The following is a 14,342-nucleotide window of genomic DNA, read 5'->3' as shown; positions in this document are numbered from 1 at the left end:
ACTAACAATCAGTGGGGGAAGATCCCCCCCACTGATTGAAGTTTCACTTTATGGAAAAGTATTTTATTAATTAATACTGGAGGGTATGAAAATGGATGCCCTGGAAATATTAACGGATTTGGATCATGTCTTTCCATATTTTCAGCCGATATTTAGTGCGGATGAACTAAGAGTTACAGGCTATGAGATATTAGGAAGATATAAGGGGGAAAATGGAATAGTAAGTTTAGGACCCATTTTTCTAGATGAAAACATACCTGAAGAATACAGGCTGGAAATCGATCATGCCGTTTTAAGAAAGGCGTTAGATAAAGCACTTTTTTTAGAGGATGATATTCTCCTTTTTATCAATAAAGATGCAGATTTATTAATGTTTGATAATGCCGAATCGTTCCTATCCATTTTGTTTGAATACCAAGAAAAGGGGATAAATCTAAATCGGATCGTGTTAGAATCGACTGAGCGTATCTACAAGGGTGAAGTAGAGCATTTAGATCATCTATTAAATTATATTCGGACTTATGGTATTAAGATTGCCATTGACAATATGGGGAATGAGAGAAGCCATTTAGATAGAATTGGGCAAATCTCGCCGAATATTTTAAAGGTTGATTTGAATGAACTGCGTTCTACTGCTTCTGCCCATATATTACATGATATTTTACTTTCTATTTCTTTATTAGCGCGAAAAATTGGGGCAACTTTGCTTTTTAAAAACATTGAAATGGTCTATCAGCTTCAATTTGCTTGGAGAAATGGGGGAAGATACTATCAGGGCTATTATTTGCAAAAGCCGTCAGAGGAGTTTGTAGACCGTGATATTCAGAAGGAGAAACTGAAGGGCAAATGGCACGAATTTATTGCTTACGAGAAGAAAAAACTCGAAGAATTGTATAATGTAACAGAGAAGTTCAATGAAAGGCTTACTCAGTTTCTGCAAACAAAAAATCGCAGAATGCTCGGATATGAGGATTTAATAAAGGAACTTTCGTTATCTTTAACTGATGTCGCTTTTCGCTTATATGTTTGTGATGAGAATGGAATTCAGACATCTGCCAATATTTTTAAAGAAGATAATAATTGGTTGCTTCAGCCAGAATACCTCCATAAAAACTGGAGCTGGCGTCCCTATTTTTTCGAAAATATTTTGAAAATGAAAAAGGAAAAACGAGGTATCTTATCTGATTTATACAGAGATATAGAAACAGGGCAAACAATCCGAACTTTTTCGTATCCGCTAAATGCGCTTGAATATATATTTATAGATCTTTCATATGATTTCCTTTATGAACATGAAGGATTACTTTAAAGGCCTCCGAATTGGAGGCCTTTTTTTGTCTAAATTTTGTCTGAAAACGACATAGTTTTTTAAAATTTAGTACGGATTAGATAGGTGTGATTCACTTCACTACAATGAGAACCTTTCGCAATTATTATGTAAGTATAAAGAACAAAAGGAGGTTGGGTTCAGATGGGAGCTACAAAACAAGAAAGTAAATTAAAGGTAGAAGAGGAATCACAAAAAGGAACAGGCTTATCCGTAACCTTAGTCGGGGCAGTTATTCTGATTACTTATTTTGTACTATTCGGTTTATATATGGGTAGAGTTTAGGGGGGGAAAATGATGCATCGTGGAGAAAAAATATGGCTGACATTAAGCTTTGGAATGATAATGATATTCATGCTTATTACTGGTTATCAAGGATTTGCCTTAGGGATGGCACCACCAAGTCATAAGGAAACAATCGACCCGCAAAAGGTAGACCAAACAGCACCATTTGATCAGCCAGGAATTAAAAAAATTGGTGAAAATGAATATGAAGTGGTTATGACTTTGCAAATATTTAGTTTTACTCCAAGTAATATTGAAGTGCCTGCTGGATCAACCGTACATTTCACAATGACTTCTAAAGATGTTGTGCACGGATTCCAAGTAGCAAATACAAATATTAATACGATGGTAATGCCTGGTCATATTTCAAAAATTACGCAAAAGTTTGACAAACCGGGTGATTATTTAGTGCTTTGTAATGAATACTGTGGTGCTGGCCACCAGTTAATGAGTACTACCATTACAGTTAAATAAAGGGGGGAAGTTCAGTGGAAACGGTTTTACAGCAAAAGGGAAAATCAACAGCATTTAAAGATCAAGCAAATAAAGTGCTTGGTGTAAATTTAGAGGATGCAAAAATATCGAAATCATATTTATCTGTTGCATTTATAGCATTACTTCTTGGCGGATTGTTAGGGTTATTGCAAGGATTAAACCGTGCTGGTCTTCTGGAGCTGCCATCATGGGCTAATTATTATCAAGTATTAACCGCACACGGCTTACTACTAGTTGTTGTGATGTCAGCTTTCTTTACAATTGGTTATTTTTATGCAGGACTTTCACATACATTAGGCGGTCTTCTTCCAAAAGTTAGAAAAATGGCTTGGATAGGTTTTTGGATGAAGATATTCGGTTTTGTATTAGTAGTAATTCCAATCTTAATGAATGAAGCATCTGTTATGTATACATTCTATCCGCCAATGGCAGCTCACCCAGTATTTTACTTTGGTTTAGTGTTCATTGTACTAGGTGTTTGGATGCTTTCAGCTGGAGCATTTATTAATATAGCGAATTGGAGAAAGAATCACAAGGGACAACATCTTCCAATTCTTGCTTTCTTTGCTACTGGTGTATTTGTATTACTAGTCGGAGCAACTGCTTTTGTTGCGGTTGAAGTACTATTTATGATTATTCCATGGTCGCTTGGCTGGGTGGATACAATCAATGTTATGGTTGCCCGTACTCTATTTTGGGCTTTTGGACATACGGCAGTAAATATTTGGTATTTGACAGCTGTGTCTGCATGGTACGTCATAGTGCCAAAAGTTATTGGGGGCACACGCTTTAATGACTATTTAACTCGAGTTGTTGTTATTGCATTAGTTATTATGAATATTACTGGTGGATTCCACCATCAAATTATTGACCCGGGTATTTCAGTACCAGTAAAATTCATGCACGTGTTTATGAGTTTAGCAATTGGATTCCCTTCATTAATGACTGCGTACGCAATGTTTGCGGTATTTGAACGTACTGGAAGAAGAAAAGGCGGAAAAGGACTTTTAGGCTGGTTTAAAAAATTACCATGGGGCGATGTTCGTTTCCTATCACCATTTATCGCAATGGCTGCATTTGCACCAGCTGGAGCAGGCGGTATTGTACAAAGTACGAACCAATTAGACCAGGTTGTTCATAATACAATGTGGATTGTCGGTCACTTCCATTTAACATTAGGTATGTCCGTAGTAATGACATTCTTTGGCATTAGTTATTGGTTAATTCCACATTTATCAAAACGAGTATTAACACCGCAAATGAATAAATTAGGTGTTATTCAAACGATTATTTGGACAATTGGTATGATAATTATGTCCGGATCCATGCACACAGTTGGATTGTTTGGTTCACCGCGAAGAACTTCCTTTACAACGTATGGTGACTTTTCAACAACATTAGGCTGGGATCCATATATGATGATGATTGGAATTGGTGCAACACTCCTAATGATCGCAGTAATTATTCAGGTGTATGCAGTATTTAATTTAATGTTCTTTGCACCAAAGGGAGAAACAGAATTCCCTATTGCTGAAGTGGAAGATGGAGAGGCTAGAACTCCATATATGACTGAACGTTGGGGAGTTTGGATTGTTGTAATGTTAATAGTTATTGCTATGGCATATGTTTTACCACTAACAGATATGATTGTTAATGCACCACCAGGTTCACCACCATTTAAAACTTGGTAAAATCGAAATGCGGAAGCGGCTCGTTCAGCCCCGACAAGCATAAGACGCTCTATGAAAGAAGGTGCTCTTTGCCTTCATTCATAGATTGGCTTGTGACCTCGAGGTCGACAAAAACGCGACGTCCTGTCGCATTGTCGACACTAGTACGTCCTGTACGTCGGGGGTAGGCGCTGCAGCTGGACAATGATTGACAATTGAGATAGCTCATATGCAGGGCTATCTCTTTTTAATAAAAATTAAGAAAAAAACCAAAAAAAGCAAAATAATGATTTGGGAAGTGATTTCCGTGATCAAAAACCGGCATAATACAATTGCTATTATTGTTGTATTACTGTTTGGATGTGTGTTGTTTTTTATAGCGACAGATGGATTCCGAGCATTTACGGCAGAAACCGCGAGAGTGAATCAGCTAATGGAGGAAAAGCCCGTATTCCCTGATGTCACTTTGGAGGATAACAAAGGACGGAAATATTCAATTTCTGAGTTTAAAGATAAGTATGTATTCATAACGTTTCTTTATACATCATGTGCAACTGTCTGCCCCCAATTAGAAATGAATATGGCTCAAGTCTATGAATTGCTGCCAAGAAAATATATCGGGGAAGACATCGTTTTTTTGAGTATTAGCTTTGATCCGACTAGAGATGACCCAGCAACATTAGAAACATACAGAAAGGCTTTTAATAGTGATGGAGAAACTTGGAGGATGGCGAGAATACCTAATCAAGCTGAATTAGACTCCTTGCTGGAGAAATTTGGCGTCATTGTCATTCCTGATGGGCTTGGGAATTTCACTCATAATTCTGCATTTTATTTAGTTGATGAAAAAGGCCGTTTAGTTGATGTTATGGATTATACGAAGATTGAAGAAGCTGCTGCTAAGGTAACAAGCATTCTTGAAAATGAAGCGGGGGTGTAATGATGACACAAGTTATATATGCCTTACTGTTATATATTTTCCTGATGCTTCCTCCTGTAGCAAATTTAGTAGAATCCATCATGATTACACATATGCATATGCAGATGCCCCTGCTTGTGATCTCAGGATTTTTTATGGCACGTTTTTTTCAATTGCGGTTTCCTCGTTTTTTCGAAAAGTGGAATAGTAATGGTATACCGGGAATTATTTTATTTATGGTTATAGCTATATATTGGACAATACCACGAACAATGGATGAGGCCTTGACGATACAAAGTGTAGAAATTTTTAAATTTATCAGTTTGCCTTTCTTAGCGGGAGTTCCACTTAGAGATAGTTGGAAAAAGCTCAGTTCGACTGGAAAAAACGTTATTATTATCATTTTTACAATTAAGTATTTTGGGATGGGTTTTTTATACATTTGGTCACCTGACCAATTATGCAATAATTATTTATTAATTGATCAATTAACCCTTGGATGGGGGTTTTTGACAACGGCTATTGCACTGTTAATTTATTTGGTGTACAAACATTTTGTTGACCCTTCAGAATATGAATAAGATGAAGAAGGTGGATTTTATATCAACAAACCAATGTAAAAAATACTCATAATCCAAATGCTTATCAACAGCTTTGGGTTCTGGGTATTTTTTGTCTAATGAAGGGGCTTTTCGTGTTTTTAAGCTTTTTCCTGTCAGAATCTGCAGTTATTTTGCGAACAAAAACATCGTTCTGTCCCTTTGTTTGTTGATAAAATGAGAATTATTAAGAAATGAAGGGGACGATAGAATGATCAGGCTTATCAGTAAAATACTTCCAATAATTGTTGCGATAGCTTTCATTTTTCCAACGATAACGAAAGCTGAGAAGATGTTATCCAATCGTGAAGATGTTTTTGCTTTTGTCCAAGCTGCCTATCAAGCTCAGCTTTCACTTGGTGAAAAACCTAGGACAGTGGAGGAAATTGATAAAATATTGTCTCCATATTTTACTGAAGAAGCAAAAAGGATTTTTTTAGAGGAAAACCTTTTCTCAGAAAATAGTTTGTATATTACATATGGAACTGATTTCCCATTTTATTATATTCCCTACTTTAGCTTTACAGATGAAACGAAGCTAGTCTCGCACGAAAATGAAAAGTATTTTTTTGAGTTTTTCCCTGAGATGGATGAAGGTCCTGTTTCTTATGAAAGCCATTATGAAGGCTTATTATTAACAGTGAGTGATGGTGGTTGGAGAATAGCTGAATTTTTATATAATAATATTCCTGAGGAGCTGTTGCAGCCAGAGAAAGAGCAAACTCACTCAACAAGCAAAGATCATATAAACTACTTTCAGAAAAAAATAGTCCAATCATCTTTGCAAGTTGGCTTATGCTTGAATCCATTAGAGTTTTTAATCAAATATGGCAGGTTTTGCTCGACTTTATAAAACAGTAAGTGAACAATCCAATAAAAAAATGAATGGTTATTCTTTAATATCTAAAATATCCTTTAACCTTTCTAAATCAAAACCAGTGATAACTTCTTCTCCAATTACGATTGTTGGGGTAGAAAATGATTGATATTTATTTATTAAATCATTTCTAGCTTTTTCGTCTTTTTTAATATCTTTTGCTGTATAAGAAAAGCCGTATTCACTTAAGAATCTTTTCGTTATTTCGCAAGGCGGACAATCTGGCTGTGTATAAATGGTAATTTCTTTCATTAAGGCTCCCTCACTTTCATTTCTATATTAGTGTAAATGGTCAGTGAATTTCAATCAATTATTCTCGATGCAATCATGATGATAAGACTGTTTTCCATTCATATCTTATTCCAGAGGTTCTCAAAAGTAAAAAAACGAGAAAAAAAATATTTTTTTCTTGTACAATTGGGTTACATTAATTTATGCTGTTAATATTGGTATGCAAGGGAATGGAATTGAAATTTCTGAATTTAATCATTTAGGATAGAAACATGCCAAAAGAGAAACCTAAATATAATGTTTAAGGTTTTTGTGAAAGGAGAGGGAGCATGTCACAGCTTCAAGGGATATTAACACGTTTAAAAAACTTACAGGAACAATCTACAGGCGGAGAGCCGATGCAACGTTTTTTCGAGGTGAACGGCGAGAGAAAATGTCAGGTAACGTACCAGCCAAAAAGTGAAATGTTTGAGTTAGAAGTCTATAATGATAAGGAAAAACCTAAAAGGTATCAATTTGATAATATTGATATGATTACGATAGAAATTTTTGATCTAATTCAATAAACCATTTAGAAGGGAGCCAATTACGGTTCCCTTTTTTGGCCGATAGGAAAGTATAACTTTCCTATTAGGCATAAGAGCAACTACGCCTCTGTCTTCGCCCTTTGGGGCTCGCCAATCGGCGAGTTTTCTAATACATTTAAATCTTTCCAATAGTTAATTATAGTAATGAGGTGATGAAATGATGCTTCCGACTGTAAAGTGTCCTAAGTGTTTAACGGAATCTGAAATAACTTCCGTTTTAACGGCTCAATCGAACCAAAATGTCATTTATACATGCTCACGTTGTCAATACGAGGTTAAGGACATTCATACTAGTAAAGGATGATTAATCCTAATGATTTTAGGAGGACGTTACTTTTTAGGAGCAACTAAATGAAAACTGTGTTAAACTAAAATAGATAGATAATAATAATTTTTGAGGAGTTTCGGCGATGATCAGTCTTCACAGCGGGGAGTTTTTAGAAAAGAATATCCGAAATTTTATGATACCATCAGAACGGGTAGCACATGTTCAAATTGGCAATAATTTAGAGCATGCTCTTTTAGTGTTAACAAAAAGCGGCTACACGGCCATTCCTGTACTTGATCCGTATTATAAACTTCATGGCTTAATAAGTACCCCGTTAATCATGGACTCAATTCTAGGCCTTGAGAGAATTGAATTTGAACAGCTGGAAAAAAAGCGCGTAGAAGAAGTAATGAATCGGAAAATTCCAAGACTAAACATTAATTCATCCATCCAGGATTCAGTTGCTTTATTAATTGACAATCCATTCCTTTGCATTGAGAATGAAGATGGTTTTTTTGAAGGAATATTTACACGAAGAACCGTAATGATAGAGTTAAATAAACAAATTCGCAAAATGAATAAAAACTAATGCTCCCTTTCAAGGGAGCTTGATTTTTTTATTAGATAAGCACGTATACTAATTTAATTACGAGGAGCGAAACGATTTTAGGAGGAAAATGGCTTGGAACAGGTAATGGAAAAATCATTTATACATAAAGATAAAAAACAAACAAGACGTCCTTTAGTGCTAGCTTCGGTGATGCTAGCTATGTTTATGGGGGCGATAGAGGCTACAATTGTTTCTACTGCAATGCCAGTGATCGTAGGGGATTTAGGCGGATTTTCTTTATATAGCTGGGTGTTTTCTGCTTATTTGCTGATGAATGCAGTGACTGTACTTATTTATGGGAAGCTATCTGATTTATTTGGAAGAAAACCGATTTTAATTATTGGGATTGTCATTTTTTTAATTGGCTCGATATTATGTGGATTTGCACAATCCATGAAAATGCTCATCATCTTTAGATTAATTCAGGGCATTGGAGCAGGGGCTGTTATGCCGATTGCTACAACCATTGTCGGTGATATTTATACGAAGGAAGAGAGAGCCAAAATTCAAGGATATTTATCAAGTGTATGGGGGATATCTGCCATTATGGGCCCAGCAGTCGGCGGAATTTTAGTCGAATATGTAAGCTGGCATTATGTATTTTGGATTAATATCCCTCTTGGTATTTTGGCCATTATCGGAATATCGAAATTTCTTCATGAAAACATAGAAAAGAAAAAGCCTCAGATAGATTATATAGGTGCACTGCTTCTGACGGTTTCTATTTCATCGTTAATGATTGTCTTAGTGGAGGGAGGAGTTAATTGGGCCTGGACCTCATCAAAGGCCATTAGCTTGATAGGCATTAGCTTGCTAGCTTTCCTATTATTTGTTTTTCAGGAAAAAAGAACGCCGGAACCGATGATGCCTTTTAGCATTTGGAAAGAACGCTCAATCCTTATCGCTAACTTAGCTTCCTTAACGACAGGAGTTATCCTAATAGGAATATCGAGCTTTCTGCCAGCATTTGTTCAAGGTGTGATGGAGCGCTCGCCAATAGTTGCTGGATTTACGCTAACAACTATGTCAATTGGCTGGCCGATTGCCTCATGGTCAGCAGGTCGATTATTGTTAAAAATCGGGTTTAGAAGCACGTCAATTATTGGTGGTTTATCTCTCATTTTAGGATGTATAGTGTTTGCTACTCTTTCCCCCGAGGCAGGACCGCTTTGGGCCGCATGCGGATCTTTTCTTGTAGGTGTTGGAATGGGGCTAACCTTAACAACCTTTATTGTTTCAATTCAGAGTACAGTCAGCTGGCATCAAAGAGGCATTGCAACAGCTGCCAATATGTTTATGAGAAATTTAGGAAATACAATTGGGGCAGCCTTGCTTGGCGGAATATTAAATAATCGAATTATGTATTACTTTCAAGAAAAAGGGCATGGTGCTGGAGAAGATTTATCGATTGATTCAACGAATATTCTTTTGAATGAAGAGGAAAGAAATAAACTTGCAGATGGATTAAAAGCATTGCTTCAAGATGGCCTTACTTTTTCTTTACAAACGGTTTATTATACAGTGCTAATTTTTGCTGTAATCAGCTTTATCCTTGTTATGTTACTGCCAAAGAAAGAACCAGGCTCTGCAAAGTAATTGCAGGGTCTTTTTGTAATAAAACCGATTTTTCACCAACAATGAAACTTTAAACTTTTTAGGTTATAGTAGAAGAAAAAAGAACGGAGTGAACATATGTCATCACTTTCTGAGTTTCACTTTCTTTCGGTCCTTGCTCAGGAAATGAATATGAGGAAGGCAGCTGAGAGATTATTTGTTTCACAGCCTGCTTTATCTCAGCGCTTGCAAACGATTGAGAAAGAGTGGGGAGAAAAATTATTTGTCCGTTCTCAAAAGGGATTATCTTTAACACCTGCTGGGGAACTTGTCATAAAATTTATTAATGAGGTTATTGTGAAAGAGGAAAAGGTGAGGGAATCCATCCATGCGCTTAATGCAGAAGTTCATGGAACTTTGAAGATAGCTGTTGCCTCTATAGTTGGGCAAAATTGGCTTCCGCAAGTATTAAAGAAATTCGTAACCCGCTACCCTCAAGCAAAGGTTTCTCTATTGACCGGCTGGAGCAGTGAAATATTAAAATCAATTTATGAAGATCAAGTACATATTGGAATTATACGGGGCACACCAGATTGGAAGGGAATAAAAATTCATCTTTTTAAGGACCCTCTTTATTTGGTCGACACTGAAATTACATCACCTGAACAGATTTTAAATACAGATCGCCCATTTATTCAGTTTAAAAGTGATTCTAATTACTTTCAGGAAATTCAAGATTGGTGGCTTCGGACTTTCAAGACAGCCCCAAAAAGAACGATCGTAGTTGATCAAATTGAAACATGTAAACAAATGACATTCAACGGGATCGGTTATGCGATTTTGCCTGCAATTACTTNNAGAAAAACATATTTAAAGTACCGTTGTTGGATGAGCATGGCCTTCCCTTAAAAAGGGATACATGGCTGCTTGGCTATGAATCTGCTTTCCAGCTTAAGCAGGTACAGGCCTTTGTTGAATTAATAAAGGAATTTATAGAAGAGGAAGGAAATGAAGACAGAAGCAGTGAGTAAAAGGGTTAGGATGAGCATTTTGTTTTATTCCGAATGATAACTTTGTTAAAATTGATATTGAAACAATATTCCGACAGCCAATAAATTATTGATTAAATTCTGTAAAAAGAGGGTAAAAATTGTAATGGGTTTATATCAAATAAATTTATTTAATATACAATAATAGGTATTTAATTAAATTAATTACAATTTGATATTGACCTCAAATCATTACTCATCTATACTTGTAATTGTGAATAAAAGCATAAATGAGAAACTAATTAATCTATTCTCATTTAATACTTTAATGGAGGGATTACATATGCCTGAACGTATGGTAGGTAAACAAGCACCTAGATTTGAAATGGATGCAGTTTTAGCAAACAAAGAATTTGGAAAAGTAAGCCTTGAAGAAAATATGAAAAATGATAAGTGGACAGTTCTTTTCTTCTATCCAATGGATTTCACTTTCGTATGTCCAACAGAAATCACAGCATTATCAGATCGTTATGATGAGTTCGAAGATTTAGATGCGGAAGTAATTGGAGTGTCTACAGATACNNCACTTAGCTTGGATCAATACTGATCGCAAGAACAACGGCCTAGGTGATTTGAAATATCCATTAGCTGCTGATACAAATCATGTTGTTTCACGCGATTATGGAGTATTAATTGAAGAAGAAGGAATCGCCCTTCGCGGATTATATATTATTAGCCCAGAGGGTGAATTAATGTATTCTGTTGTTAACCATAACAACATAGGCCGTGATGTGGATGAAACTCTTCGTGTTCTTCAAGCACTTCAAACTGGCGGACTTTGCCCAGCTAACTGGAAGCCAGGACAAAGTACACTAAATGTATAATTAAGAATTTTAATGAAAAGGCCTAACTTGATTGTTAGGTCTTTTCTTAAAGTATGATTCGATATGAGGGGGATAAACAATGAAATTACGTGAGCAAATGCCTGAGTTAACAGGTGCAACTGAATGGTTAAATGGAGAGGTAACGAAGGCTCAGCTTGTAGGTGAAAAGCCAACATTAATTCATTTTTGGTCTGTTAGCTGTCATCTTTGTAAAGAAGCAATGCCGCATGTTAATAAATTTAGGGATGATTATAAGGATCAATTAAATGTTGTTGCTGTTCATATGCCTCGTTCTGAGGATGATTTGGATTTAGAATTAATCAAAAAAACAGCAGCAGAGCATGAAATTGTACAGCCAATTTATGTAGATAGTGAGCATAAATTAAATGAGGCATTCGAAAATCAATACGTGCCAGCCTATTATGTATTTGATAAAGATGGAAACTTGCGTCATTTCCAAGCAGGCGGAAGCGGAATGAAAATGCTAGAGAAGCGTGTCAATCGAGTATTAGATGAAATGAATAAAGCAGAATAGTGTGAATGAACCAGGCTAAAGCTTGGTTCTTTTTTTTGAGTAAGTCCATATAGCATGAAAGGTAGTTTAAATTACATGCATATTTAAGGGTTTCGAACAGCACTTGACTAATTTCCACAGATAATAATACAATAGATAAATTATAGCAATATGTGTGTGTGACAAAATAATCGAAAATGACTGTTAATACCATGGAGGAATGATTGGTGAAGAAGGAATTTGCTGTGATTGGACTTGGACGTTTCGGTGGAAGCATTTGCCGGGCATTGGCAGAGGAAGGCATGGAAGTCATGGCAATAGATGTGAATGAAGATCGCGTAAATGAATTTTCAATGATCGCATCACATGCAGTAGTTGGAGATACTACAGATGAATCAGTTATTAAAAGTCTTGGTATTCGAAACTTTGATCATGTCATCGTAGCCATTGGTGATAATATACAGGCAAGTATTTTAACAACGTTAATTTTAAAAGAGCTGGGAGTAACAAAAATTACGGTTAAAGCCCAAAATGATTATCATGAGAAAGTATTAAGAAAAATTGGTGCAGATCATGTTGTCCATCCTGAGCGTGATATGGGCAGACGTATAGCCCACAACATCGTCTCCAATAATGTTCTCGACTATTTGGAGCTATCAGATGAACATAGTATTGTTGAAATTGTAGCAAATGAAAAGCTTAGCGGCCATACTCTAATTGATTTAGATATACGTGCAAAATATGGAATTAACATTGTTGCAATAAAGCGAAAGAATGATATCATCGTTTCCCCGTTATCACATGAGGCTATTCAGCTAAATGACATATTAATTGTTATTGGAGCAGATGTTGATATTAATCGCTTTGAGAAAAAAGTAATGAGCTAGGAGCTTTGTTTAATCGTAAAAGGGGCTGTAATTCATATAGTGAATTACAGCCCCTTTTGTATTATACTTCCATAATAATCGGCAAAATCATTGGACGGCGTTTTGTTTTTTCATATAGGAAAGGTGCCAGTGTGTCAGTTATTTCGTTTTTGATTTCTGACCATTGAGTCGTTTTCCGTTCCATTACTTTGTTCAAGTGTTTAGTAATTAATGATTGAGCATCATTAATAAGATCACCTGATTCTCTCATATAGACGAAACCGCGTGAAATGAGGTCAGGGCCTGCAGAGATTTTGAAATCCTTCATATTAATGCTGACAACAACAACTACTAATCCTTCCTCAGAAAGAATTCGTCGATCGCGCAGTACGATATTTCCGATATCACCAATTCCGTTTCCATCAATGTAAACGGAGCCTGAAGGAATTTTCCCAGCAATTTGTGCTGAATCTTCACTTAAGGCAAGTACTTCTCCATTATCCATAATAAAGCAGTTTTCATCCATCACACCACAATCTACAGCAAGTTTCGCATGCATTTTTTGCATTCTATATTCACCGTGGATTGGCATAAAGAATTTTGGCTTCATTAGTCGCAGCATTAGCTTTTGCTCTTCTTGACCTCCGTGACCAGAAGTATGGACATTGGAAAGCTTACCGTAAACAACATCTGCCCCAGCACGAGAGAGCATATCAATTGTTCTGCTTACACTAATCGTATTTCCTGGGATTGGTGATGATGAGAAAACAACCGTGTCGCCAGGATTGATTTGAATTTGTCTATGTGTTCCGTTAGCAATTCTGGATAAAGCGGCCATAGGTTCCCCTTGGCTGCCTGTGCATAAAATCGTGACTTGGTTGGAAGGCAAGCGATTAATTTGTTGGGCATCAATAAATGTATCCTTTGGGGCCTGAATATATCCTAGCTCTTGGCCAATATTAATGGCAGCTTCCATACTGCGACCAAAAACAGCAATCTTTCTGCCGTTTAATACTGCAGCTTCCGTTACTTGCTGTAGTCGGTGAATATTAGAGGCAAAAGTAGCAAAGATTACTCGGCCCTCAACTTTGCGAAATATATCATGAATGCTTTCGCCAACACGGCGTTCTGACATTGTAAAATCTTGTATTTCACTATTCGTACTATCAGATAGTAGGCATAGTACCCCTTCTTTACCGATTTCTGCCATTTTAGTTAAATTTGCTGGCTCTCCTACTGGCGTAAAATCAAACTTAAAATCACCTGTATGAACGATTTGCCCTGGTGGTGTTTTTACGACAATTCCATAAGAATCGGGAATACTATGGGTTGTTCGAAAAAATGTAACGGACGTTTTTCTAAACTTTATGACATCATCTTCTTTGATTTCATGCATTTTTGTTTGTCGAAGTAATCCGTGCTCTTCTAATTTATTGCGAAGTAAACCAAGTGCTAGTTTGCCGCCATAAATAGGAATGTTTACTTCTCTTAATAAATAGGGGATTCCGCCAATATGGTCTTCATGTCCGTGCGTAATAAAAAGACCTTTAATTTTGTCTTCATTTTTTACTAAATACGTATAATCAGGTATAACATAATCAATCCCTAGGAGTTCATCTTCAGGAAATTTAATTCCTGCATCAATTAAGATGATTTCATCCTGAAAT

The 14,342-nt window shown here is 36.3% G+C and carries 14 protein-coding genes and 2 pseudogenes; 14 read left to right on the top strand and 2 right to left on the bottom strand.

What is annotated here, in order from left to right:
* Window positions 1–91 precede the first annotated feature (91 nt).
* The 7 genes from V7149_RS23775 to V7149_RS23745 all read left to right on the top strand — a co-directional run bounded on the left by V7149_RS23775 (window position 92) and on the right by V7149_RS23745 (window position 6,148).
* Window positions 92–1,309 carry an EAL domain-containing protein gene (locus V7149_RS23775; RefSeq protein ID WP_335348046.1) on the top strand — a complete coding sequence of 406 codons (1,218 nt, stop codon included), beginning with the start codon at window positions 92–94 and terminating at the stop codon, window positions 1,307–1,309.
* Window positions 1,310–1,471: 162 nt separating this feature from the next.
* Complete coding sequence (locus V7149_RS23770; RefSeq protein WP_335348045.1) at window positions 1,472–1,612, top strand: hypothetical protein; 141 nt, start codon at window positions 1,472–1,474, stop codon at window positions 1,610–1,612.
* Between the two features lie 9 nt (window positions 1,613–1,621).
* The gene (locus tag V7149_RS23765) at window positions 1,622–2,086 is read left to right on the top strand and encodes a cytochrome c oxidase subunit II (RefSeq protein ID WP_335348044.1); all 465 of its coding nucleotides are present in this window, start codon (window positions 1,622–1,624) and stop codon (window positions 2,084–2,086) included.
* A 14-nt stretch (window positions 2,087–2,100) separates the two neighbouring features.
* Window positions 2,101–3,798 (top strand): cbb3-type cytochrome c oxidase subunit I, encoded by a 1,698-nt coding sequence (locus V7149_RS23760; protein WP_335348043.1) that lies wholly within the window; start codon window positions 2,101–2,103, stop codon window positions 3,796–3,798.
* 286 nt (window positions 3,799–4,084) lie between these two features.
* Entirely contained in the window at window positions 4,085–4,717 is a 633-nt protein-coding gene (locus V7149_RS23755) for an SCO family protein (RefSeq protein WP_335348042.1), read from the top strand.
* Between the two features lie 2 nt (window positions 4,718–4,719).
* Window positions 4,720–5,277, top strand: coding sequence for a hypothetical protein (locus V7149_RS23750; RefSeq protein ID WP_335348048.1), 558 nt, complete (start codon window positions 4,720–4,722; stop codon window positions 5,275–5,277).
* Window positions 5,278–5,506: 229 nt separating this feature from the next.
* Window positions 5,507–6,148, top strand: coding sequence for a DUF3993 domain-containing protein (locus V7149_RS23745; protein WP_335348041.1), 642 nt, complete (start codon window positions 5,507–5,509; stop codon window positions 6,146–6,148).
* Window positions 6,149–6,184: 36 nt separating this feature from the next.
* Here V7149_RS23745 and V7149_RS23740 read toward each other — a convergent pair whose 3' ends face one another.
* On the bottom strand, window positions 6,185–6,424 hold the full coding sequence (locus V7149_RS23740; RefSeq protein ID WP_335348040.1) for a glutaredoxin family protein: 240 nt from the start codon (window positions 6,422–6,424) through the stop codon (window positions 6,185–6,187).
* Between the two features lie 308 nt (window positions 6,425–6,732).
* Here V7149_RS23740 and V7149_RS23735 point away from each other — a divergent pair, with 308 nt between their 5' ends.
* The 7 genes and pseudogenes from V7149_RS23735 to V7149_RS23705 all read left to right on the top strand — a co-directional run bounded on the left by V7149_RS23735 (window position 6,733) and on the right by V7149_RS23705 (window position 12,696).
* Window positions 6,733–6,969, top strand: a complete 237-nt coding sequence (locus V7149_RS23735) for a YkuJ family protein (RefSeq protein WP_066289674.1) — start codon at window positions 6,733–6,735, stop codon at window positions 6,967–6,969.
* A gap of 431 nt (window positions 6,970–7,400) precedes the next feature.
* Window positions 7,401–7,847, top strand: a complete 447-nt coding sequence (gene cbpB / locus V7149_RS23730; protein ID WP_335348039.1) for a cyclic-di-AMP-binding protein CbpB — start codon at window positions 7,401–7,403, stop codon at window positions 7,845–7,847.
* Window positions 7,848–7,952: 105 nt separating this feature from the next.
* On the top strand, window positions 7,953–9,464 hold the full coding sequence (locus tag V7149_RS23725; protein ID WP_335348047.1) for an MDR family MFS transporter: 1,512 nt from the start codon (window positions 7,953–7,955) through the stop codon (window positions 9,462–9,464).
* Between the two features lie 96 nt (window positions 9,465–9,560).
* Window positions 9,561–10,453: pseudogene (locus tag V7149_RS23720) on the top strand (LysR family transcriptional regulator).
* A gap of 301 nt (window positions 10,454–10,754) precedes the next feature.
* Window positions 10,755–11,295 (top strand): annotated as a pseudogene (locus tag V7149_RS23715) (peroxiredoxin).
* Between the two features lie 79 nt (window positions 11,296–11,374).
* Complete coding sequence (locus V7149_RS23710) at window positions 11,375–11,830, top strand: TlpA family protein disulfide reductase (RefSeq protein ID WP_335348038.1); 456 nt, start codon at window positions 11,375–11,377, stop codon at window positions 11,828–11,830.
* A 206-nt stretch (window positions 11,831–12,036) separates the two neighbouring features.
* A complete protein-coding gene (locus tag V7149_RS23705; RefSeq protein ID WP_335348037.1) occupies window positions 12,037–12,696 on the top strand; it encodes a potassium channel family protein in 660 nt (219 codons plus the stop codon).
* Window positions 12,697–12,757: 61 nt separating this feature from the next.
* Here V7149_RS23705 and rnjA read toward each other — a convergent pair.
* The coding region (gene rnjA / locus V7149_RS23700) for a ribonuclease J1 (protein WP_335348036.1) at window positions 12,758–14,342 on the bottom strand (1,585 nt) is incomplete at its 5' end.

It is taken from the genome of Bacillus sp. JJ1503, from assembly GCF_036965125.1.
Lineage (GTDB): Bacteria > Bacillota > Bacilli > Bacillales > Cytobacillaceae > Cytobacillus.
This window is presented reverse-complemented; position numbering and strand designations above follow the sequence as displayed.